We start from the raw sequence: 23,591 nt of genomic DNA, 5'->3' as shown, positions 1-23,591 counted from the left end.
ATTTACATCAAAGGCTGTTGGAGCATAGGGGCACTCAGCTCTGCTTCGACGGGCAAACCGACGTGCAGCAATACCTGGCTTCGATACAGTGCGTCGGGTTCCTGATGCCCCACTAAATCACTATTTTTGTCCACGTAAGTCAGGTTATTGAGCGATGAAAGACGCATCGTGTCGTGCTCACCCTCCATTTGCCCCATATCGATACAGCGGATGCCATGCTGGCTGAGATCGTAGGCCAATACTGTCGCCGTTGGGCCCAGTGACATCAACACCATATCGAAATCACGCGCATGAGATAGCACGGAACAATAGAGATCGTTATAAACAGAAAAGGCATGACGATTCAGCGTGGTAATGCGTTTGACTTCCAGCGCATCTGCCAGTAATTCGTTTCCAGGTTCCAAATGTGAATGTTTGCCTTCAACGATCAGTATTTTCTTATTTTTGAATAGCTTTTTAAACTTATTGAATATCGGGTTTTGGTCTTGACCTTTAAGCAGGGTATAAGAACCTGTTACCGAGGTATTACCGTATTGGTACTCTTTTTTTAATAAGTTTTCATAGTGGCGGAAGAAAAAGGCTTTATGGAAAAACCAAAACAGGGCCGAACCGAAGCCAATATTATCTGAACCACGTAACGCATCCGGTAAACAAACTAAACAAGGATTATTCGGTTGCGTTGCCCGACGCAGTATCTCTTTTAGGCGAATTGACAATCTTTCATCCCAGGGCTGATAACTTTGGCTGTTAAATAGCGTCATCTCCAGTTCCCCTGCACCATAGCGGCTTAATGAGAGTTTGTCATTGCTGAGCAGCAGGTCAATGGTCTGTTCCGCGGATAAGACCTTATACTGCTTAGCCCGCGCATTGGCGGCTGGAAACATCAATGCTGCATGTGAGAGTTTGAAAGTGAAGCGTAATTTTTGATAAAAATTTTCTGCGCTGATCATAATAAGCCTTCTTGTTATTAGCGGCCTTGCCGCAGTGCAGTCGCGTGATTTATATCACGCTCTATTGGCAATATCAGGCTGGGTAAATTCTTAAAATAAATCGACTTGGAAGCTGCTAATCAATATGAGGGGAGTGAAATTTGTTGGTGTGAAATGAAAAGGTTATTAAAAGCGCGTTATTAGCGCCACTGCGTCGATTTTTGCCAGGAATAATCGCAGTGGCGGTCTAATAAAAGGTTAAATCATTTCATTAGATCTTATTGATGAAAGCGATTGACGGGTTTAGCCAATCCCAAGCGATCGCGCAATGTGCCTGCGGAATAATCCTGTCTGAACACCCCGGCATCCTGTAAACGCGGTACCACTTCGCTGAGGAACAGGTCTTCGTTTTCATCAATGTAAGTCGGGAGAATAACGAAGCCATCACAGGCTTGCTGTTGATACCAGTCAATCATCTGTTGCGCGATGTCATCAGCAGTACCTGTCGGTGAAGGGAACGACAAACTCTCAGCATAGCGTTTAGCCATTTCACCTAAGGTCAGATTCTGCTCAATGGCGCTGGCTATCACATACTGGAAACGGCCTTTGCTGCCAGTGATCTGCTCGCGTAGGTCTGGCACCGGTCCATCGACTGGATACTGTGATAAATCGATATTCATGCTGGCGGAGACAAAACTCAGCCCTGATTCCACTGTGATCAGGGATTTCAGATACTCAGCACGATCGCGGGCATCATCTTTGTTGTAACCGACAATCGGCACTAATCCCGGCAGAATGCGGAGTTGACCGCGTTGGCGCTGATAATGTTCTGCGCGTTGCTTGAGGGTTTGATAGAACTGCTGCGCACGCTCACGGTTGGGTTGCACCACAAACAGCATTTCTGCGTGCTGCGCGGCCAAATCAATAAAGGCATCGGAAACGCCCGCCTGGATCACCACCGGATGCCCCTGCGGCGGGCGGGGAAGATTGAGCGGCCCCTGTACCTCAAAGGATTCGCCCCGATGGTCGACACGATGAAAGCGGGCGGGATCGGCAAAGCGTGCACTGTTTTTCTCCACCACCAGCGCATCTTCTTCAAAGCTGTCCCACAGCGCTTTCATCACATCGATGAACTCTGCCGCACGGCGGTAGCGATCCTCATGGCTAAAATGCTGGCTGCGACCAAAGTTACGCGCTTCAGCATGCGTTAATGACGTCACTACATTCCATGCGGCGCGCCCACCGCTGATGTGGTCGATATTGGCCAGTTGGCGCGCGGTAGTGTAGGGATCGGAATAGGAGGAGGAGACCGTACCGCCCAGGCCGATGCGATCGGTGACTGCCGCCAACGCCGCCAACAGTGTCAGCGGCTCCGACCAGCCAACCTGTCGGTGTTGCACGGTGTGCGCCAGATGCCCGCCATAGACATTATCGATTGCCAGCTTGTCGGCAACAAAAATCATATCGAGTTTTGCCGCCTCCGCACGCTGCGCGATTTTACGGTACAGCGGCCAGTTACTTCCCCCGGTGGTGGCTGCGCGCGGATGTCGCCAGCCGCCCTGATGAATACCGGAATCCAGATACAGCGCCAGGTTCATCATGGTCGAGCCGCTCCCTGTGGATTAAAAAACGATGCATCAACCAGGGTGCTGGCTTGCAAGCCCGGTTTAATCAATCCACTGCGCGCAAAGGTATCTATGGCGGCTTGTTGGCGCTGTGCAATCAGCGCGTAATCTTCCACCGGCGCATTATTCTCTCGTTGTACTTTGCTCAGTGCTACCGCGTCTGGCAGACGCAGCAGTGAGGCAATTCCGCTGGCATAGGCTTGCGGATGTGCAACGCCCCACGCACGTGCACGAATCAAGCGCTGGCGAAAATCGACCAATGCGGCACGCTTACTGTTGATGGCGCTATCGGTTGCCACCAGATAGTTCGACACGGGCGCATCTTTGCCGTCAATGGCGATGCGATCACCTGATTGCGCCACGGCAAAGGAGACGTACGGTTCCCAGGTTGCGACGGCATCGACAGCCCCATTATCCAGTGCCAGTGTGGCTTCTGCTGGGGTAGTGAAGACAAAGTTCACACTGTCATCCGGCAATCCCGCCTGATGTAGCGCGCTGAGCACCATATTTTGCCCCGACGAGCCTTTGACCGTGGCCACTTTCTTTCCTTTTAAATCGGCAACGGTATGGATTGCACTGTTTGCCTTCACAAGCAGACCGTTGCCTAAATATTGCGAAGCTTGTATCGCGCGAATTTTTGCCCCTGCGGCCACCGCGAAGGCCAGTGGGCCATCACCGACCAATCCTGCGTCCAGATGTTGTGAGTTCAGCGACTCCAGCAGTGGAGCAGCGTTGGGGAACTCATACCATTTGATTTCATAAGGCAGGTTGTTAAGTTCGCCTGCTGCAGACATCACGGCGCGCGCGTTTCCTTTTTGGTCACCGATCACCAGTTCGGTACTGGCGGCATGTGCAGTCATAGTGATGGCAAGCAATGCACTGGCGATAAACGTAAATTTCATGATGTTTCCCTGAGAAAAAGAAAACAGCGTAAGTTTTCCACTACAGCAGGCGTAGTAACAATTCCGCACATCGATATGCGTAACACGCAAAAACCGGGGTTGCTGCGAAACTGACCGTGCGGCGTTATCAAAAAATGCGATTTATCCTCACTAATGATTAATTCTCTCTACAAAAAATAAAACGTGATTTCAATCACACTATGGCCGCAGCGCGATTCGTCAGTGATAAGCCAGGCTACATTCATAAGCGAAGCTAACGACACACTCAGCAACGGGTTTTTACTGTTCGATAACGTACGTTAAAATTTTGTTGAAACTGTGTAGGTTTATTTTGGGTGGTTAATGATGAAAAACGTTGAGGGATTGGCATGGTTAACAAACTAACCAGCATCGTGCTTGCGATTCTGGCATTAGCGCTGCTTTATATGGGTGGGAAATTGCTGATGTTAGGCGGGAGTGCGTTCTATGCGCTGATGGCGGTGGGTTTACTGATTACCGCGATTTTACTGTTCAGAAACCAGCGCAGCGCGTTGGCACTGTACGCGGTGCTGATGTGGATTACACTGGCCTGGATTATCTGGGAAGTGGGCTTTGATAAATGGCAATGGATCCCGCGTGGCGATCTGTTTGGTGTCATCGGCCTGTGGCTGGCTATGCCGTGGGTGGTCAAACCGCTGTATCAAGGTCAGCGCCGTTTCCACACCTTCCTGGGTGGCACGGTGATCGTGATGATTGTCGTCGTGATCGGCCTTTGTTTCTACGACCCGCTGCCGCAGGCAGGCACTATCACGAATGCGCGTGAGCAGACCAGCGAGCAGGGCGCAGCCAATGACTGGAGCGCATACGGTGGCACCACAGATGGCCAGCGTTTCTCTTCGCTGAATCAAATCACTAAAGACAACGTGAAAGACCTTGAGGTAGCCTGGACTTATCACACGGGCGATCTGCGTCAGGATGCGGATGCGACGGAGTACACCTTCGAAGCCACGCCGGTGAAAGCCAATGGCATGCTTTATTTCTGCACCCCGCACAATGAGGTTCACGCGCTTGACCCAGAAACCGGCGCCGTGAAGTGGAAATACACGCCCAACAAAGATCGTTCTTATCTGCAGCAGCACCAAACCTGCCGGGGCGTGAGCTATTACGAGCAAAGCCCGGTTGCAGCACAAGATTCCACTGCGACACCGGCAATTTGCCGTAAGCGTATTTTCAATGCCACCACGGATGCACAGCTGATTGCGCTGGATGCTGATACTGGCAAGCCTTGCGCTGATTTTGGCGCAAATGGTGTCGTTGACCTGCATGCCAATATGGGTGAAGTGCGTCCACATGCGCTGATGCAGACTGCAGCACCGCTGGTGGCAGGTAAGCTGGTGATTGTCGGTGGTTCCGTGATGGACAACGGCTTCAACAGTGGTAACCCTTCGGGCGTGATCCGTGCTTATGACGCTGAAACCGGGCGTTTGGTCTGGAACTTCGATCCGGCCAACCCGGAGAATACGGCGCCTGTTGCGGCAGGACAGAACTATCCGCAAGATACGCCAGTTGCCTGGGGTACGCTGAGTGCAGACCTGAAAAATGGTCTGGTCTATGTACCATTTGGTAACGCGTCTCCGGATGAAGTGGGTATCGAGCGTGATGCCAACAGCAACACCGAGAAGTTCCGTGATGCCTTAGTGGCACTGGATCTGCAAACCGGTGCCTTCAAATGGCGTTATCAGAGTTCTAACCACGATCTGTGGGACCGTGATAACCCATCACAGCCGTCCTTGCTGGATATCGATTACCAAGGCCAAAAACAGCCTGTGGTGATCCTGCCGACCAAAACCGGCAACCTGTTTGTGCTGAACCGTTTGACAGGGCAGCCGGTGTATCCGGTGAATCAAGTCAAGGTTTCGACTGAAGGTGGTGTACCCGGTGAGAAATTTGCCGCCACACAGCCGGTGTCCAGCCTGAACTTCATTCCTGATGCGCTGACTGAGAAATCCATGTGGGGCATCACACCGTTTGACCAGATGTCATGCCGCATGGACTTCCGTTCGCTGCGTTATGATGGCAACCCGTGGACGCCAGCAACCGAAGCCGGTTCGCTGATCTTCCCTGGCAACATTGGTGTGTTCAACTGGGGTTCAGTTGCGGTTGATCCGCAGCGCCAGATGTTGATTGCTGCACCGGTACGTTTGGCTTACAAGTACAACCTGATCAAACGTACGCCGCAGACCGAAACTCAGCGCATGTTCACCAAAGATGGCCAGCCTTACTGGAACGAAAACTTCCAGGGTGATTACGCCATTCACATTCAGCAGTTGGCTTCTGGCCTCGGCATTCCGTGCATCGCGCCACCTTGGGGTCGTATGGTGGGTGTGGATCTGAAAACCGCTAAAACCGAGTGGTTACGTCGTGTTGGCGTCACCAAAAACCTGAAAACCAGCTTCCTGCCGGGCCGTTTCCCAATTGGTTTCCCAATGGGCATGGTTGCGCACGGTGGTCCTCTGCTCACCGCGGGTGATCTGGTGTTCCATGGCGCTACCGCGGATAACTTCTTCCGCGCCTACGACAGCACCACCGGTGAGCTGTTGTGGCAGACTGAACTCAGCGCTGGCGCACAAGCCACGCCATCAACCTTTATGGGTAAAGATGGTAAGCAGTATGTGGTGATTGCAGCAGGTGGTCACGGCTCGCTCGGTACCCAAGCGGGTGACAGCGTGGTCGCGTTCCGTCTAAAGTAATAAAGCAACATTGAACCAGGGCGCACTCCGGTGCGTCATGCTCATCAGCTAAGAATTCAGGCCACTTATTAATAAGTGGCCTTTCTTTTCTGTGCGGGCTCTGCCGCCACTACTGCCCCCTCTGGGCCGTCCTCGCGCCGCTAAAGCGGTACCTTCGACTTCCACGTCGTGCCGGACGGGCCGTTCGCGGATGACCATCCATGGTCTGCCGCGAACTGCCCCACGCCAGCCCCGATGCGGCTCCAGACGGCGTTATCGCCAGTCGCTTAACTGACAAGCATTACACACTGAGTGCGCCCTTTTTTTGTTTAGCGTTTTGCGCGAGGAACGGTGGTTAATTTCAGCGTGATGAACCCTGTGGGTCGATAAGTTCCCAATATCTATAGGCTCGCGTGATCTCCAATGAGGAGCTCAGTAGCAGCTTAGGCAGCGTCCATTCGTTGAACATCTGTTGATTGCGTTGACGATGACTGCGCGCAGTCAGAAGCAGGTAGCGCGTCATTTCCCAAGTCAAATGCTCACGCTGGTTAGCGGGCACAACGCCACCGATGCGTTGGGCATCAAACAAAGTGCGACGCAGGTAGCGCACAAATCGCTGGGTGGGTGGGAGGTCAAGCAGAATAAGGCCGCTGGCACGGGTTAATCGTTCGGGAAGGGTGCGAACATAATTCCCGTCCATTACCCAGCTTTCTCCGGAGATAGCGTTAAGATGTAGTTCGCGAAATTCAGCTTCTTCGCGCGCTTGCCACTGCGTATCAGGAAAGTGATAAAGCTGATCAAGGTGAATGATGGGCCGCTTCACTTTGCTGGCAATAGCTTGGGCCAGTGTCGACTTTCCGCTGTTTGAAGGTCCAAGAATACAAATGCGTGGGCCCAATTCATTTAATGAAATCATGTTGAAAATCCCTTTAAGGTCATGGCCAGCTGCACCAAATTACTGATGGCGAAGAAAATCAGCACGATGCCGCCGCCAAGATTAATAGCGATGGTGAGTTTGCGCATATTGATCAACCGTGCCGACGTCATCAGCGTAAAACAGATAATCATCAGCCACAGGCTCATAATGGCGACATGAATGGATGCCAATAGCAGGTAGTGCGCTAAGGCATGTTCACGACCGGCAAATTGCGACACCACGGTGAGATAAAGCATCACGGCTTTTGGATTGAGCACATTTGCCAGCCATGCATCTTTGATTCCGATGCGGGTGCTGCGATGTGAGGCAACAGGCCGGGCAATGTGGCCCCCGCGCCGCAACAACTGAAGACCCAGCCACAGTAAATACACCGCGCCGGCCACGCTCATCAAATTAAAAATGATCGGTGAACGTAACAGCAGGGCGCTGATGCCAAGGCCGATTAACAGCGCATGCGTATAGATGCCAAGCGCCGTACCGATGATGATCGATGCCAGCCCACGAGAGCCAGCAACCAGGGTGTTATTCATCGCCAGAGTAAAACTCGCCCCCGGTGACAGGGCCACCGGTAGGATCGCAATAATAAAGGCCAGCAGGTGCAGATTCATCGGCTTAACAACGAAAAAAGGTTTAATAATTTTGAATATAATTATGGTGTAAAGCAATATGGTTGCGGAAGCTTTCGCCTAAACCCATGAAATAACATAAAGGATTATCATGACCATCGCCTGCCTGCATACGGCCGCCAGTAATATCGCTCTGTTCGATGAAGCTGCACAGACACTGGGATTGCCCGCCACCGCACTCAGCCATATTGTGATGCCACACTTGCTCGCCGAGGCGGAACTGAGCGGAGGGATGACGGCCGCACAGCAGCAGCGTTTGGATCGGTTGCTGCACAGCCTGACGCCGTGGTTTGACGCCATTCTCATCACCTGTTCCACTCTAGGCCCGGTTGCCGACAGCTTTAAAGCGGATAGTCATCGCTGCCCGGTGTATCGCACCGACCGGATGTTGGCCGACCATCTACATCAAATGACGGGGCCATCTTTGGTGCTGTGCGCAGCTGAATCCACGCTGGCGGCGACCCGTGCGTTGTTCTGCCCACCTGGACTAGCGGCAGAGAGACAGCCACAGGTTGAACTGATCCCACACGCCTGGACCGCCTTCAAAGCCGGTGACCATCAGCGTTACCATGCGCTGATTGGTGAGGCCGTAGAGCAGGGACGCATGAAGGGCGCCCAGCAGGTCGCGTTAGCACAGGTCTCCATGGCGGCAGCGGCCAACAGCATGCGCGCAGAAATACGCCCCTTAACGATTCCGCAACTGGCACTCAAAGCCGTTACTTCTTTGTAGGGTTTGGCCTTCAGGCCGCCCGTCACTTATGCGTGGCGCGATCGCTTTCGCTGCTACGCATTATTGGTCCTGAATTAGGCTGATCATTAACAGAAATATTTATCTTCTGCGCGTTACGCAATATATTCCTCTTAAATAGGTTGTCACGAAAATGTCATGCAGGACTTTAAGAACAATCTGATCATGAATAATGAAATAGGCTGAGCATTAATGCGGCATAATTACCTGCTACGTGCATTCAGGCGTCAATAAAATTACTCATAAAAGAATTTTTGAGGCGAATAATGGAAACGATACAGGACAGTGTTGGATTACGCGGAACCAACCGGCCGCAAGATGTCAAATTAGTACAGAAGTTATTAAGCCAAAATGGTTTTCCACAATTACAAATAGACGGCATTTGCGGAAATAATACCACTAAAGCGATTATCACCTACCAAAAGCATTTTTATCAGCATCCCGATGGGCTGGTGTCTCCGGGTAAAAAAACGCTAACGCAGTTAACCTCCGGTCAACGCAGTGGACTGCCGCGTGCGCATGGATCGACCGGGAGTAATCCTAACGGCGCGCGCAAAAACCCCATGACAATGTACCCGAGTTATCAGGTGCTTAAGTTGATGATGCAGTACGAGCAACTGCATACACTGCCTTATGATGACCACACCTCAACCACGATCAGTAACTGGACGGCGGGTGCGACCATTGGCTATGGGCATTGGATTAGCCGTCAAAGTGAATTTGATCAGTTCAAAGACGGCATCTCTGAGCAGGCAGCGGAAACACTCTTTTCGCAGGATTTAAAAAAGTTTGTCGATGCGGTGCGAAAATATGTCAAAGTGTCGCTGACGCAAAATGAATTTGATGCTTTAGTGATGCTGGCGTTTAATATTGGTACCCGGGATAACCTGAATCATAAAGGTTTATATTACTCGACAGCCTTGAAGGTGATTAATGGTGAGTCACCCGAAGATTTGGACCGGGCGTGGATGCAGTTTGTCTATTCGCGTGGGGTACGTATGAAGGGATTGGTGAATCGCAGAAAAAGCGAGTTGAACGTTTATCATAAAGGAATTTATATCAAACTATGAAAAAGCTACTTGCCTTATCACTGGTCTGTTTTTCACTCCACGCGATGGCGCAGACGCCTGCCGCGAAAAAGCCGTTTTTCGACAGTAAAAGCTACCAGGTCTTTCTTGATACCAGTAAATGCGTGGAAGGCGACGTGGAGTGCGATGGGATTGTCTACCACTCGATCAATAAAAAGAACCACCACGAATTAACGTTGAAAGGCTCGACCTTGAACATCGGGCCTTCGCACGATTTTCGTGGCTACATCTTCCGTAACGGTGACTACAGCTACGTGTTGTCACCGGCGGCCGGTGCGGGCAACGATGATAACCATATCTGGACGTTACAGGTGTCACAGCACCACGCGCAGGGTGACAAGGTGCTGTTTAGCGAGAATGGTAACGTCGTCGAGTAAATCAACTACTGGGGGTAGGCACATTAATCAGCCAGGTGCCGCTCCCGTCATCAATATGCAGTGAGTGCTGCCAGACCCCGCCTTCTTTGCGTGTAATCTGCAACTGATAATCTCCGGGCGCTAAACTGAGTCGCTTCATGCCATCCTGATCCACGGTATCCTGTGGTTTGCCATTGATCTCAAGCTGGCTAAGTTGCGTTGCATCCGAGGCACGCAAGTAGATTTCAGCCGGTGTGACTGGGGCAGGCGCCGGGGTGGGTTTAGGTGACGGTGTCACGTTATTGGCTGTAGCCTTTACCGGAACCACGGCCACATCAGGTGTGCGTTCAGCCGTGAACTGATGCACCGCGACCAGCACCAGCAGGGCCGCCGCAGCGATGCCACCGCCGATGATCACAGTGCGACTTTTGCGCGGTGATAGGGCCGCGGGGACCGAATCCGTCTGCTCTGGCACCACCATCGGTAAAAATCGCTCTTCTTGTGCGGGCGTAAGCAGCGGCGCATCAGCCTCAGTGCCACGGTCGTTTTCTATCAGTCTGTCACGCAATTCAGCAATCGACTGCGGACGTTGATCGGGTTCGCAGGCCAGCATCTGGTCGATGGTGCGCAGTAAACCACTGGAATAGTCACTCAGACCCCGCTCTGCCAGCGGCAGGTAGTTGTCACTCAACGACCGCACCACGCTGACCGGCGGTGCTTCACCGCAAATCAACGTGTGCAGTACTGCGCCTAACGCATAGATATCGGTCCAGGGTCCCTGATCCCCATCGCGCCCTTCGCTGTACTGCTCAATCGGCGCGTAGCCTGGTTTGAGCATGATCTCGGTTTTATCAGTCAGGTGACCGATGGTCTTACAGGCGGAGCCAAAGTCGAGCAGTACCGGCGCACCATCTTGCTGGATCAGGATGTTATCGGGTGCGATATCGCGATGCAGATAGTCATGGTCGTGCAGGGTTTTCAACGCACTGAACAACGGCGGCAACATGGCACGCAGATCCGTTTCACTGCAGGGTGTAAAATCGCGCAGGTAGCGGCTTTTCAGTGTTTCACCCTGATAAAATTGCGTCACCATATAGGCCGTATCATTCGCCTGCCAGAAGCGCAGCACGTGCAGTAAATGGGGATGATTAAAGCGCCCCAGCGTTTTGGCTTCCTGAATAAAGCTGTTTAAACCAGCCTGATAGAGGCGCATAAAGCGCTCGCTGCGCAACAGCAGATGGTGATCCTCATCGCGCAGCGCAATCGAAGACGGCATAAACTCTTTGATCGCCACGGTGCGGTCCAACTCGCTGTCCCAGGCGCGGTAGACAATGCCAAAGCCACCTTCACCAATTACCTGTTGAATTTCATATTCGTTAAAGCGGTAACCGACAGGCAGCGCCTGTGACACCGATTTGCTGCTGGCTTCACTCATGGGCTGTCTCCGCGCTGAAAGTGAGCTGGAATGCCGCATCCTGATAGTCGATGTTTAAATGTCTTGGGATTGTGGTCGGGACTTCACTCAACAAATGACAGCTGATTTGTGGCAGTAAGGTTTGTGACAGTACCGCGTCCACCATACGCCCACCGGATTCGCCTTCGGTGCAGCGTTGCATAATCTGCTGGGCCACCGAGGGGGAGAACGCTGCCGTTATCTCATGGCGATCCCGCAAGCGCTGCTGAATTTTTGCCAGACGCAAATCGATAATACGGATCAGCATCTCATCACTGAGTGGCAGATACGGAACCACCGCCAGTCTTCCCAACAGTGCCGCCGGGAAAACTTCACGCAGTGGCGCACGCAGCAGAGTGTTGAGTACTGCGCTGTCTGGATGAGGTGCAGGACCTGAACAGGCTTGAGCCAGTTCGTCACTGCCGATATTGGAGGTCAAAATAATCACCGTATTGCGGAAGTCGATGCGGCGGCCTTCACCATCCTCCATCCAGCCCTTGTCGAAAACCTGGAAAAAGATTTCGTGCACGTCGGGATGGGCTTTTTCAATCTCATCCAGCAGCACCACACTGTAAGGACGACGGCGCACCGCTTCGGTCAGTACACCGCCTTCACCGTATCCCACGTAGCCCGGCGGTGCGCCTTTCAATGTCGACACGCTATGCGCTTCCTGGAATTCACTCATGTTGATGGTGATGAGATTCTGCTCGCCGCCATACAGGGTTTCCGCCAGCGCCAGTGCGGTTTCCGTTTTACCTGTGCCGGAAGGCCCACACAGCATAAATACGCCAATCGGTTTACCCGGATCGTCCAGGCCCGCGCGTGAAGTCTGAATACGCTGGGCAATAGCATTAAGCGCCGCGGGCTGACCAATTACCCGATTAGCCAGGGTTTGGGCGAGATTGAGCACGGCATCGCGTTCGCTTTGTAACATCCGGCCGAGGGGAATTCCGGTCCAGTCCGCGACCACACTGGCGACCACGCCGCTGTCTACCGCTGGGAAGGTCAGCGGCGTATCGCCTTGCAGTGCATCCAGCTGCTGCTGCAATGCCTGATAGCGTGCTGTACGTTCGGCATCCTGATCCATCCGCAGTTCGGCTTGTAATGCACTCATTTGCTGTGTCAGCGCCAACGCTTGCTGCCAGCGTTGATCTAACATCTGCTCTTCACTGCGCAAGAGAAGTTGTTGCTGCTGTGCGGCCGTGATACGCGCTGGCGCGGAGTCAAAACCGAGCCGAGCTTCACGTTGCGCAATCTCGATCTCCAGTTGCAGCGCAGCCAGCTGTTGTCGGCAAAACGCCAGTTCTGGCGGCTGATGGTGCAAACTCACCGCCACGCGGGCGCAGGCGGTATCCAGCAAGGCAATGGCTTTGTCTGGCAACTGACGGGCAGGGATATAGCGCTGAGAAAGGCGCACGGCGCTCTGTAACGCCTCATCGAGCAACAATACCTGATGGTGCTGGGATAGCGGTTGTGCCAGATGGCGCAGCATCAGAATGGCAGTCTGCTCGTCCGGTTCGGCCACCTGGACGGGCTGAAAACGTCGGGTCAGTGCGGGGTCTTTCTCAATATATTTTTTGTACTCCGCCCAAGTGGTCGCCCCGACGGTGCGCAGTTGTCCGCGCGCCAGCGCGGGTTTTAACAGGTTGGCGGCATCACCGGTGCCTTGCTGGCCGCCTGCACCCACCAGCGTGTGGATCTCATCAATAAACAGCACAATCGGCTGTGGACTGGCTTGCACCTGATTGATCACCGCTTGCAGGCGTGCTTCAAATTCGCCTTTTACCGATGCGCCAGCTTGTAGCAGGCCGATATCCAACAGCCACAGTTGCACCTGCTGCAGCGGCGGCGGCACACTGCCACTGGCGATGCACTGCGCCAAACCTTCTGCCAGGGCGGTTTTCCCCACGCCTGCTTCACCGGTCAGCAGCGGGTTGTTCTGCCGCCGACGCAGCAGAATATCCACCATCTGACGGATCTCTTCATCGCGTCCGACCACCGGGTCGATATTCCCGGCGCGCGCTTCAGCCGTGAGATCGCGTCCATACTTTGCCAACACGTTCTCACCTGCTGGCGAAGCAGATGATTGAGTGACGTTGTCACTCGATATCTGCTGCTGCTCGTCACTGGTCTGAACATAGTCGTTAAAATCGTCCAGCAAGCGATCGGCACTAATCCGTGCAAACTCACCTGATATCGCGATGGTTACGTGCTTTAACGTCGCAGTTTTCAGCAGGGCCAGTAACAGATGCCCACCGCGAATTTTCGATTCTCCGACGCTGAGTGAGCAATAGATCCAAGCGCGTTCAACGGCGTTATCGATGTGTTCCGCAAGGTCGGTCACGGCGCTGGCACCGCGTGGCAGACGATCTAAAGCCGCGATCAGATCCTGGCTTATCAGGTCGCTATCCAGTTCAAAACGTCGCGCAATCAGCTGCAAGTCGCCGTTGGGGAGTTGCCAGAGTTGATGCAGCCAGTGCACCAGTTCGACATAGGGGTTACCACGCAGTTTGCAGAATGCGGTAGCGCTCTCAAGTGAAGTGAACAGAGTGTGATTCAGTTTGCTAAACAACACGTTGCGACGGATATCTGACATGGTGTGTCCCTTTTATACGCAAAAATTTTCCCAGGTCGCCATAAATAGCGACCCTACAGGTTCAGGCAGAAACGGTCCGTAGAGTGCGCATTCATGCGCACCTGTTTTCAGCGCGAAACAGCAGGCTGATAAACCAAATCATCACGATGGCGTTTCTCGGGTTGTTCACCGAGCCAACTGGTGTAACCCAGCGGCTGATCGCTGCCGAGCGCAACGCCCCTGACATCCTCCTGATGCAGCTCCAGCTGGACTTCCCAGTCGTACTCAATGCCCAGATAGTGGCGTACCCAATCCACCACCTGCTGTGCGTTGCCTGCCCGCGGGAGTAGCCGCCGATAATCTTTGAGGCGCAGTGGGCCAAAGCGCAGACGAAACTTGTGTTGAATATCGCGCACCGCACTCCCCAAAAAGGCGGTTTCCCCTAACCGCGGCGCATGTTTACCGGCGCGAAGCTGTGCCTGTTCACGTTTCTCGATGCGCATCCACTGTGGAATGTGGTTCTTAATCGCCACCGGCACCTGCAAATACCAGCTGAGGCTACGAGTCAGGCCTTCGCCATCGTGGGTTTGCCGCGTGAAGTGCCCGGCTAGCGCATAGCGCGCATGTTCATTCAGGCTGCCGCGTTGCTGTTGCAATGCCGGTTGTCCGACACCGGTCAGGCAGGAGAGATAGTGATTAAATTGATGACGATCGGGACGGTCCAGAGCAATCGCCGGCTGTGCATCCGCCCATGCACGATAAAACAGCAGGATAAGGCGGTGGTGAAACAGATTGCAGAACGCCACCATGCTCCGGTCGCCAAAGTGCGTGACGCGCTCGTGAGCATATTCCGTCAGATGCAGCGGCAGCGGCCCGTTGGGGCCAAACAGGCCAAAGCTCCAGATATCCACTTCATGCAAATCGTCACGATTGCGCTGACGAATGCCCGCAACGGTGGCGGGCGCAAAGGCCAGCGAGGGGGACTGTCCCAGCCGTAACGGTTCATTACGGGGCAGCGGCGCGCTACCCAGTTGCCACGCACTGCCCGCCTGTGCATCCAGGCGACGCAGTAGCTGGAAAAGATCGAACTGAAAGGGCGCGGCGCGACGTTGTTGCCAAAAGTCGTCCGGCAGGCGACAAGAGATGCGCCAGCCTGGTTGCAGCACAGTCATAGCAGCGACCTCTTGCCCATTTGTGCAGGCCAGTAGCCAATTTCTCCGCTCTGGCTACTGTTCAGCGTCAGTTCAGTAAAGGTGTTGATGGCCACCATGCGGCTAAATAAGGTTGCCAGCACACTGCCGAGCAGCCAGGGGCTGGCGCCGCCGAATGCCTGTTCGTCCAGCGTCAGGGTGATGGCAATCCCACGCGCAAATACAATCGGTCCCGGTTCCGGTACCCGGCGAAAAACCGGGCGTAATTCACAATGGCGCACACCTTCGATCTGACGCGATGTCGCCGCTTCAGCGGTGTCGGCATATAGCCCCAATAGCTGGCGTAGTGAAGCGGCACCCTGATCGCCTTCGCTCTCCATCAGGCTGAGATAATTGAGCTGTAACTGACTGATCAGACGCCATGAAGTGGCACCCGCTGCCAGTGCGGGGCGTGGCGCGGTTGGCCCTTTACGCAGGTGAATGCCCAACACCGGAGCGGAGGTCGGAAGCGTGAACTGATCCATCCCTTGCTGCTTTAATAGCAGAGGTAAATCGCGATTGGTGCACAGTACGTCGGCCATCACGTACTGCACATCATCAGACCAGGGGGATTGCTGTTCATCTACCAATGTGACAAACAGTTCCGAGCCGCTATAGGCAGTGCGGGTGCCGAAGATTTTGGCCTGATCCGACAGCGCACGCGGCTCGCGCCGTTGCGAGAAGTAAGCCCCGTAATTGCCCTGATCGCTGCCGAAACTGTGCCAGAACGGACGGAATACTTGCTCCTGATGCAACGCCTGGCCGCTGCCGTAGAGGCGGCTGACGCTGAACACTTCATAATCGAGCGGGTTAGTGTTATCGACCACGAGATGATAATCATTGCGGCCTTCGGTGAGCGGAATGCGTTCGGCCACGCGGGGAAACAGGTTGATGGCGGGCGTGCAATGCAGCGCCAAATGAGAGACGTCCACCACGCTCTCCAAATCATCATCGGCTTTATCTAACAGCAACACGATCTCCATTTCGGTCGCTCCGCGCAGCTGTTTCACCAGCGGTTGCAGCCCGCTGGTGCGAAAAAACAGGAAACGGGCAGGGAAGGCGAAGTACTCCTGCAATAAGCGGTAGCCGCTGAAATTGCGGTGGTCGTCAGGCAGCAGGGCTTCTTCGGCGGCGAATCCCTGTTGATGCAGGGCGTCCGCCTCCAGCAGTAAATGTTGTGCATTGTCCGGGCTGCGATAGAGCACCCCGACGCAATGCGCCATCAGCAGCGCCATTAAGCCACTGGCGGGCAGATCGGCACCGCTGAGATGAAAGCGCAGTTCCGCCATATCGAGCTGATGTAATGGAATGTTCCCGGTGGTTTGCAGCCGGATACGCAGGGCACGTACCGCGCCACGTTGCGCCAGACTGGCGGCGGAAACCGGCAGGTTAGCTGGAATACTGCCCAGCGAGACCTCGCGCAATTGCAGAGGCAGTAACGTGACATCATGCGCAGTGCGATATTTGCAGCTAACGCCTTTGCTCTTCATTGCCTGGTTCTCAATCAGCGAGCCACGCGGAATGGAGAAGCCGCTGCTGATTTTGCCTTTCATATGATCGGGCTGAAACTCGACGATCGCCATCGAGGGTGTAGGCGCGAGATAGTTGGGGTAGATCATCTCCAGCAGCTGTTCGGTAAAACGTGGAAACTCGGCGTCCATTTTGAGCTGCACACGCGAAGTGAGGAAAGCAAAGCCCTCCATCAGGCGTTCGATATAGGGGTCCGTAACGTCAATGCCGCTCATGCCCAGGCGACCCGCAACTTTAGGGTAGCGTTCGGCAAATTCCGCCCCCATCTCGCGCAGGTAATTAAGTTCACGGTTGTAGTAATCAAGCAGTTGAGGATTCATGCGTCCGCGTCCTTCAGGTCAAATCGGCTGTGTTCCAGATCCAGGTCGGTGCGAAACACAAAGGCCAGTGGCCAGGGGATGCACCACAAATTGCCGCTGATTTCGATGGCGAGTGTGTTGTGATTATTCAGTGCGTTAACGTCGGTCAGGCAGCGGATCTGTAGGTCGTGCGGGATGATGCGTGGTTCAAATTGCAACATGGCGCGTCTCAGTGCGGTGCGCACATCGTCCCACTCAATCTCCGACATCCGTTTGCCTGCCAGCGGGGTGAGACCAAAATTAATCACTGACATGCGCGCATCAGGCCAGGGTTGCAGGTCTATCTGACTCTCATTGTTGATGCAGTTAAACAGCCACTGTAAATCGCGCAGCACTTGGGTGCGCAGCGTCTGATGACTGACGGTCTGGCGCCCCAGTTCGACGTTTTGTTGTTCGGGATGGTCATCGGTGAGCCGGTCAAGCAGGCTGGGGCGCATCTCATCCTGTGCTGTGACGCGCGGTTGTTTGCGCGCCTGCCAGCCGTTGAAGGTGTCGGGATGGGGTTTCATCACAGCTCCTTAAAATCAGGCGCATCAACAGGCTGCCAGTGCAGCTGGCTGGCGCTGGCGTCGATCTGCCAACGATGCAACGCATCGGCCATAAGCTGCGCACTCGCATTGTCATCACGCGCTTGCGCTTCGCTGGCTTTCAGCAGCACGTCGCCACGGAAGCGCCAGGCGAGATGTTCGGCGTCCCAGGGCAGCAGCAGCCAACTTTGTGCATCTTCTGCGCTGGCAATAATCAGGCGTTGATTGTTGGCTGCAACCACGTGGGCATCATAGGCGCCCACAGGCAGGTCAATCAGGGGATATCCCTGCAGGAACCACAATGGCGTGCTGGCGGACGCCCCTTGATGCAACGCGCCTGCGCCATTAATCCAGCCCTGTTTGTCACACTGCGGATGCGCCTCGAAGGTGAAGCGTGCGTCACCGGACCTTGGCCAATAGGTGCGTAACTGACAGTTATCGCTGATACGAAAACGCTGCCACGGGGTGGTATCAACCGGGGCAACAACGGGTTTGGGTTTGGGTGGGACACGCCAGTTATCTTTTGCGGTTGCATCGCCTTCACGTACTGACTTGCCAGTGTTATCAATCAGCGTCCAGTGCAGCACGGTGAGTGCCGAACACTGGCGTTGCAGCAGTTTTCCGACCTGGGGCACAAAGGTCTCTACGGCATCCTGTTTCAATTCCCCCTGCGGCTCGAAATGCAGCGCCACGCTGTCGTCACACCAGCTTTTTACCCGGCCATCAACCACGTTATCCAGCCAGGCACTCAGGCGCAGTGTCGGTGACCAAACGATCCGCACGCTTTTCGCCTCACTCGCCCACGGCAACAACATCAGGGACAGCAACAGTGCTGAAGCGGTTTTCATGGCGATCTCCTCAATCCCGCTGCGACAGCAGAATGCGCTGCGCATCGTTGAGCGAACTGAGCAGGGTCGAGTCTTGCGGATCGCCCATCCATACCGCCATGGCGCTGAAGTTGTCACCGTTGTCGTGCGGTTTCATCCGCTGCAACAGCGCCAGCCATTCTTGTGGATTGCTGACCATCCGCAGCGACTGTTCCAGATCGCTGACGCTCATTTCATGCCAGAAGCCGTCCGTGCACAGCAGAAATACATCGCCATCTTCCAGCGCGAGCACGTCGCTGTAACTGGCTTCGCGATCCTCTTTCATGCCCAGCGCGAAATAGAGCAGGTTGTGATTAATGGCATCAGCGGGATAACCGGCATCCTGCATGCGTTGCGCCAGACTGTGGTCCCGCGTGACCTCCAGCAAATAGCCGCGACGAAAGTGATATAACCGACTGTCGCCAGCATGGGCCCAATAGGCGAGTTGGTAATCACGATCGATAAACAAGCTCACCAACGTGGTGCCCATATTTTTCAAGCTGTCATGATGATGTTGCTGCTGTTTGATGGCCTGATTCGCCGCCGCGATATACCCGCGGATCAGTTGTGCATTGAGATGATTGTCACCGTCAAATTGCGTGATGATGGTGTCGCACGCCAGACGTGCTGCGGTATCGCCGCCTTGTTCGCCTGCGATGCCGTCACACATGACAAAACAGGCGGCACGTGCGCCCAGTGCGTTCGCCAGTCGATCCTGATTGCTGCTACGTTTGCCCTGATGGCTGATAGACGCGAACGTTATATTCATCATTTTTCCGTTTTTTGCGTTTGCAGGTCTTTGTAATGGTTCACTTCGACGTCGTAGGCGTGCAGGAAGGCTTCGCCAAACAGGGTGTGAAAATCGTCATCGATCTCGCTGGCGATGGTCTGATAGCGCTTCACGAAGCTGTCCCAGCGCGCCGCCTTACGTGAGGCTGTGAACAGGTGGCGACCGCTCTCTTCCTGCTGCAAATTGTCAGGATTAAAGGATTGCAGCATCGCGGTGATGATGGCGCGGATACCCGCAATCATCCCCAGTTGGTGCGCCTGCAAATCCACCAGCGCATCACGTACCGCTTTTTCCGGCTCCATAAAGCCCGGCATCTGGCTGCTGAACATCTGCACTAATACACTTTTCCCTGACGGCAGCAGCTTAAAGGGGTTGTTGGCCTGTTCGAGGATCATGGTCATTTCCGCGTTGACGCCGCGCTTTAACATGGTGCGCGAAGAGAGCAGTGCCACGGTGCCTTGTGAAAAAAGGCTGAGCAGTTGGCCCAGCAGATACATCTGCTCTTGGTCGAGATGCGGTTTAGCATCAATATCTGCGAGATCCGCGCCGTTAAGAAATGCCTGCAGTAAATCGGCATCGACACCCGGCGTATTGGCAGCACGGCGTTGCGCGGCGGTTTTATAGCTGACGGGGTCGATACCCATACGTCCACTGGCGCGGCTGGCATTGGAGTGTTCAGGGCTGATGTGCTGCACACGGGGAGTGGGTATGGGTGCCGGTTCCGCGGGTTGCGGTATTGGCTGTTCGGGAGGCGGTGTGTGCAATGCGGCCGGTGCGGCTTCAGGTTGGAACAAGTCGGGCGGCGTAAGGGGCTGCGCCTGACCGTTCATCAGACCAAAAGGATCGCTATCTTCCGGCTGAGCGTTACCGCTGCTGCCAAACAGTGCTAACGGATCAAGTTCGGTTTGTGGTTGCTGGTGGGCCACCTGAGGTTGATCGCGCAGCGTGGTGGGCGTGGCATCCTGCAGAATCGTTGGCTGCTGAAACAGGTCACTGCCAGTGAACAAGCGTGCGGGGTCACTCTCACGTACATCCAGCTGTGCCAGTTCGGTGAATTGTTCTTCATGCGCGAGCGGATCAACGGGATTAAGTGCTTTGGCTGCCGGTTGCGTCAGCGGGTGGTGGGCATCCGCTGCCACAGGGGCCACTTTCGGCGTGGCGAAATCGCGCGACAGACTGTCCCAAATCTCGCCGGGCACGTCAGAGGGGATGCCCCGCTTGATGGATGTTGCCTGGGTTGCCTGTAGAGTGGGTTGACGCGGCGCAGGTATTTCCCCAGCAATGTCGCTCACTTCCAGCGTGTAATCACCAATGCCCAGCAGATCGCCACTTTGCAGTTCAACCTGGCGACCGTGCTCCAGTGGAATACCGTTGAAATCGACGTTAATCACGTTGCCGCGATTGGTGATGCGGCACTCGCCTTCGGCGGAGGTGTGCACCAGCAGTTGCAGCCGGGAAATGGTGCGGCTGTCGTCGGGCAGGATAAAGTTGTTGTCTTCACTGCGGCCAATGGTACCGCCCGGCGGATAGAAATCGACGCTGGTCAGCGGAGGCTGTACGCCGTTTTTACTTTCAACAAGGGTGAATCGCATAGGCATTACCTGCAAAAGTGATCTTGCATCTTCAATTTGGCAACGTTGTAGCGGCGCGATTTGTCGCGCATATAACAAGCATTGCAAGCGTTAAACTCGCGCGATAAATCGCGCTGCAACGGTTGGGTCCGGCCAGGCAGGCGGCAGGTAGCCGCCTGCACAAGTCGAACGAAACGATTAAGACGCGGTGTTGGTTTTAATATTCCAGCCGAAGGTGGTGTCGGCACCTGCAGCACCGTCTTCGGACTGCTGGGTGTAAATCTCTTCCACCTGCGCGGCCTGGAACGAGTACTCAATCCCTACGGTGTCATCGTCGCGTGAACCGGTGAACTGCACGCTGGTCACCAGCACTTCGGTCAGATTGATTTTGTTATAGATAATCTGCGAGCCACCGGCTTTGGTGACGTGAAACTCAAGAGTGGGGATGTGTTTACCGTTGGAGCAGTACAGCATCAGCGTGGGTGTCGCTTTATCGATACGGGCATGCACGTGCAGGTCTTGATAATTCACCTTACCTGCACCGCCGCCGCCACCTACGCTCATGTTGTTTGGCTGGTTGGCACCCCAGTTGAAAGAGAGAATGTCGATCCAGCCCGTGTGTGCCGAGTCTTTTGATTCACCTTCAACACCTTCTGGCTTCAGATACATTGCGATGGTCATGCGGGTCGAACTCCTTTAGTAATGAACAAGCAATAAATGGGCGGGAACGTGCGCCCAGAGGGTTTTACCCTTGCTGCTGTTTCAGCGTCGGTAATTTCGAGACCAGACGCAGGGATACCGTCAGGCCTTCAAGTTGGTAGTGCGGGCGCAGGAAGAATTTAGCGGCGTAGTAACCCGGATTGTCCTCCTGCTCTTCCACGGTGACGCGCGCGTCGGCCAGCGGTTTACGCGCTTTGGTTTCCTGCGTGGAGTTCACCGGATCGCCATCGACGTAGCGGATAATCCACGAGTTGAGCCAGCGCTCCATATCAGCACGTTCCTGAAACGAACCGATCTTGTCGCGCACGATGCATTTCAGGTAGTGAGCAAAGCGGCAGCAGGCGAACAGGTACGGCAAACGGGCTGCCAGTTGGGCGTTGGCTGCGGCATCGGCATCGTAATAGTCTTCCGGTTTTTGCAGTGACTGTGCGCCAATAAAGGCGGCAAAGTCCGAGTTCTTACGGTGTACTAGCGGAATAAAGCCGTTTTTCGCCAGCTCAGCTTCACGACGGTCGCTGATGGCGATTTCTGTTGGGCACTTCATGTCGACGCCGCCGTCATCGGTCGGGAACACGTGGCACGGCAGGTTTTCTACGGAACCACCAGACTCCACGCCGCGAATTGACGTGCTCCAGCCAAACTGCTTGAAGGAGCGGTTGATGTTGGCGGCCATGGCATAGGCGGCGTTAGCCCAGGTGTAGTTTTTGTGCGTGGCGCCTTCGGTATCTTCGGTGAAGTCGAAGCTATCGACAGGATTGGTGCGTACGCCGTACGGCAAACGCGCGAGGAAACGTGGCATCACCAGGCCGAGGTAGCGGGTATCTTCGCTTTCACGCAGGGTACGCCAGGCGGCATATTCGGTGTTGGTGAAGATTTTGGTGATATCACGTGGGTTCGCCAGCTCCTGCCAGGACTCCATTTGCAGGGCACTGGGTGCCGCACCGGTGATCACCGGACAGTGTGCCGCCGCGCCAATTTTGGCCAGCTCACCCAGCAGTTCCACATCCGGTGGGCTGTGGTCAAAGTAGTAGTCACCGACCAGACAACCATACGGCTCACCACCAAACTGACCGTACTCTTCTTCGTAGATCTTCTTAAACAACGGGCTCTGATCCCAACCCACGCCTTTGTAGCGCTTCAAGGTGCGGCTCAGTTCGCGTTTGCTGATGCTCATCACCCGGATCTTGAGCATTTCATCGGTTTCGGTGTTGTTCACCAGGTAGTGCAGGCCGCGCCACGCGCCCTCTAACTGCTGGAAACTATCGTGATGCATGATGGCGTTAACCTGCTGCGACAGTTTGGCATCGATCTCGGCGATCAGGGCCTGAATAGTGCGATAGGCGTCGTCGGACACCGGCAAACTGTTTTCAAGGGCCTGCGCCGCCAGCGTCTGCACCGCCTGGGAAATGGCGTCGCGCGCCTGGTCGTTGTTGGGACGGAACTCTTTATTTAGCAAGGCGCTAAAGTCGCTCTGGCTGACAGTTTCCGCCTGCAAGCGTTGCGTTTGGGAGGCTGCATTACTCATCATGTTTCTCCGTTGCGCGGTCATCGTTGGATGCGGCTGCTGGTTTTGGCGCGCTGGCCAGTGATTGCATTAAAGTGGGGTTTTGCAGGATCTCGGCGATCAAGGCTTCCGCACCGTTTTTGCCATCCATGTAAGAGAGCAGGTTGGAGAGCTGAGTGCGGGCTTCCAGTAGCTCATTCAGTGGCTCAACACGGCGCACAATGGCATCAGGCAGGAAGTCATCCATGCTGTTAAAAGTGAGGTCAACGCCCACTTTGCCTTCGCCCGTCAGCGTGTTATCCACGTGATAGGCAAGGTGTGGCTTGAGCGCTTTCATGCGTTCGTCAAAGTTATCGATATCCACTTCAAGGAACTTACGCTCGGCGATCTCCGGCTGATCCTCAACCGGCTGGCCCACCAGGTCGGCCATCACGCCCATAACGAAGGGCAACTGCACTTTGCGGTCGGAACCGTAAATCTCCACGTCGTACTCAATCTGCACGCGCGGCGCGCGGTTGCGCGAAATGAACTTCTGTCCGCTACGGGCGCGTTTAATGGTGGGATAATTAGCCATAGTGTTCTCCATC

20 protein-coding genes are annotated in these 23,591 nt (G+C 54.7%); 4 read left to right on the top strand and 16 right to left on the bottom strand.

Annotation, left to right across the window (positions count from 1 at the left end):
- Positions 1-2 precede the first annotated feature (2 nt).
- From LK04_RS09320 to LK04_RS09310, 3 genes are all read right to left on the bottom strand, one after another.
- Complete coding sequence (locus tag LK04_RS09320) at positions 3-950, bottom strand: GT-D fold domain-containing glycosyltransferase (RefSeq protein ID WP_039329067.1); 948 nt, start codon at positions 948-950, stop codon at positions 3-5.
- Between the two features lie 257 nt (positions 951-1,207).
- Positions 1,208-2,530, bottom strand: coding sequence for an NtaA/DmoA family FMN-dependent monooxygenase (locus tag LK04_RS09315; protein ID WP_081998072.1), 1,323 nt, complete (start codon positions 2,528-2,530; stop codon positions 1,208-1,210).
- The gene (locus LK04_RS09310; RefSeq protein WP_039329065.1) at positions 2,527-3,456 is read right to left on the bottom strand and encodes an aliphatic sulfonate ABC transporter substrate-binding protein; all 930 of its coding nucleotides are present in this window, start codon (positions 3,454-3,456) and stop codon (positions 2,527-2,529) included. The genes LK04_RS09315 and LK04_RS09310 overlap by 4 nt, the downstream gene beginning before the upstream one ends.
- 368 nt (positions 3,457-3,824) lie before the next feature.
- Between LK04_RS09310 and LK04_RS09305 the strand changes: the two genes are divergently transcribed.
- Positions 3,825-6,185 carry a membrane-bound PQQ-dependent dehydrogenase, glucose/quinate/shikimate family gene (locus tag LK04_RS09305; protein WP_039329063.1) on the top strand — a complete coding sequence of 787 codons (2,361 nt, stop codon included), beginning with the start codon at positions 3,825-3,827 and terminating at the stop codon, positions 6,183-6,185.
- 340 nt (positions 6,186-6,525) lie between these two features.
- Here LK04_RS09305 and LK04_RS09300 read toward each other — a convergent pair whose 3' ends face one another.
- Positions 6,526-7,080: an AAA family ATPase gene (locus tag LK04_RS09300; RefSeq protein WP_231568884.1), complete on the bottom strand. Its 555-nt coding sequence runs from the start codon at positions 7,078-7,080 to the stop codon at positions 6,526-6,528.
- Positions 7,077-7,709, bottom strand: coding sequence for a LysE family translocator (locus LK04_RS09295; protein WP_039334267.1), 633 nt, complete (start codon positions 7,707-7,709; stop codon positions 7,077-7,079). The genes LK04_RS09300 and LK04_RS09295 overlap by 4 nt, the downstream gene beginning before the upstream one ends.
- Positions 7,710-7,818: 109 nt before the next feature.
- On the opposite strand from LK04_RS09295, the gene LK04_RS09290 reads away from it, so the two are divergent.
- The 3 genes from LK04_RS09290 (at position 7,819) to LK04_RS09280 (ending at position 9,940) form a co-directional block, all read left to right on the top strand.
- A complete protein-coding gene (locus tag LK04_RS09290; RefSeq protein WP_039334258.1) occupies positions 7,819-8,457 on the top strand; it encodes a hypothetical protein in 639 nt (212 codons plus the stop codon).
- Between the two features lie 284 nt (positions 8,458-8,741).
- Positions 8,742-9,545: a glycoside hydrolase family protein gene (locus tag LK04_RS09285; RefSeq protein ID WP_039334260.1), complete on the top strand. Its 804-nt coding sequence runs from the start codon at positions 8,742-8,744 to the stop codon at positions 9,543-9,545.
- Positions 9,542-9,940, top strand: a complete 399-nt coding sequence (locus LK04_RS09280; protein ID WP_039334262.1) for a hypothetical protein — start codon at positions 9,542-9,544, stop codon at positions 9,938-9,940. Before LK04_RS09285 ends, LK04_RS09280 begins: the two co-directional genes overlap by 4 nt.
- A 1-nt stretch (position 9,941) precedes the next feature.
- Here LK04_RS09280 and LK04_RS09275 read toward each other — a convergent pair whose 3' ends face one another.
- The 11 genes from LK04_RS09275 to tssB all read right to left on the bottom strand — a co-directional run bounded on the left by LK04_RS09275 (position 9,942) and on the right by tssB (position 23,590).
- Positions 9,942-11,354 (bottom strand): serine/threonine protein kinase, encoded by a 1,413-nt coding sequence (locus LK04_RS09275; protein ID WP_059109790.1) that lies wholly within the window; start codon positions 11,352-11,354, stop codon positions 9,942-9,944.
- The gene (gene tssH / locus LK04_RS09270; protein ID WP_059109789.1) at positions 11,347-13,968 is read right to left on the bottom strand and encodes a type VI secretion system ATPase TssH; all 2,622 of its coding nucleotides are present in this window, start codon (positions 13,966-13,968) and stop codon (positions 11,347-11,349) included. Before tssH ends, LK04_RS09275 begins: the two co-directional genes overlap by 8 nt.
- Before the next feature lie 107 nt (positions 13,969-14,075).
- Positions 14,076-15,119 carry a type VI secretion system baseplate subunit TssG gene (gene tssG, locus LK04_RS09265; protein WP_052206219.1) on the bottom strand — a complete coding sequence of 348 codons (1,044 nt, stop codon included), beginning with the start codon at positions 15,117-15,119 and terminating at the stop codon, positions 14,076-14,078.
- Positions 15,116-16,987 carry a type VI secretion system baseplate subunit TssF gene (gene tssF, locus LK04_RS09260; RefSeq protein ID WP_039335551.1) on the bottom strand — a complete coding sequence of 624 codons (1,872 nt, stop codon included), beginning with the start codon at positions 16,985-16,987 and terminating at the stop codon, positions 15,116-15,118. The genes tssG and tssF overlap by 4 nt, the downstream gene beginning before the upstream one ends.
- Positions 16,984-17,535 carry a type VI secretion system baseplate subunit TssE gene (gene tssE, locus LK04_RS09255; RefSeq protein WP_039335550.1) on the bottom strand — a complete coding sequence of 184 codons (552 nt, stop codon included), beginning with the start codon at positions 17,533-17,535 and terminating at the stop codon, positions 16,984-16,986. Before tssE ends, tssF begins: the two co-directional genes overlap by 4 nt.
- A complete protein-coding gene (locus LK04_RS09250; protein WP_039335549.1) occupies positions 17,535-18,401 on the bottom strand; it encodes a hypothetical protein in 867 nt (288 codons plus the stop codon). Before LK04_RS09250 ends, tssE begins: the two co-directional genes overlap by 1 nt.
- A gap of 10 nt (positions 18,402-18,411) precedes the next feature.
- A complete protein-coding gene (locus LK04_RS09245; protein WP_039335548.1) occupies positions 18,412-19,188 on the bottom strand; it encodes a PP2C family protein-serine/threonine phosphatase in 777 nt (258 codons plus the stop codon).
- Positions 19,188-20,801, bottom strand: a complete 1,614-nt coding sequence (tagH, locus tag LK04_RS09240; protein ID WP_039335546.1) for a type VI secretion system-associated FHA domain protein TagH — start codon at positions 20,799-20,801, stop codon at positions 19,188-19,190. The genes LK04_RS09245 and tagH overlap by 1 nt, the downstream gene beginning before the upstream one ends.
- Positions 20,802-20,978: 177 nt before the next feature.
- Entirely contained in the window at positions 20,979-21,461 is a 483-nt protein-coding gene (locus tag LK04_RS09235; protein WP_034823617.1) for an Hcp family type VI secretion system effector, read from the bottom strand.
- A 64-nt stretch (positions 21,462-21,525) separates the two neighbouring features.
- Positions 21,526-23,025 (bottom strand): type VI secretion system contractile sheath large subunit, encoded by a 1,500-nt coding sequence (gene tssC, locus LK04_RS09230; RefSeq protein WP_039335543.1) that lies wholly within the window; start codon positions 23,023-23,025, stop codon positions 21,526-21,528.
- Positions 23,018-23,590 carry a type VI secretion system contractile sheath small subunit gene (tssB, locus tag LK04_RS09225; protein WP_052206217.1) on the bottom strand — a complete coding sequence of 191 codons (573 nt, stop codon included), beginning with the start codon at positions 23,588-23,590 and terminating at the stop codon, positions 23,018-23,020. Before tssB ends, tssC begins: the two co-directional genes overlap by 8 nt.
- Position 23,591: the final 1 nt, after the last annotated feature.

Source organism: Pantoea vagans (genome assembly GCF_001506165.1).
GTDB classification, from domain to species: Bacteria; Pseudomonadota; Gammaproteobacteria; order Enterobacterales; family Enterobacteriaceae; genus Pantoea; species Pantoea vagans_C.
Note: the sequence above shows the minus strand (reverse complement) of the source record. Positions and strands in the feature narration are given on the sequence as shown.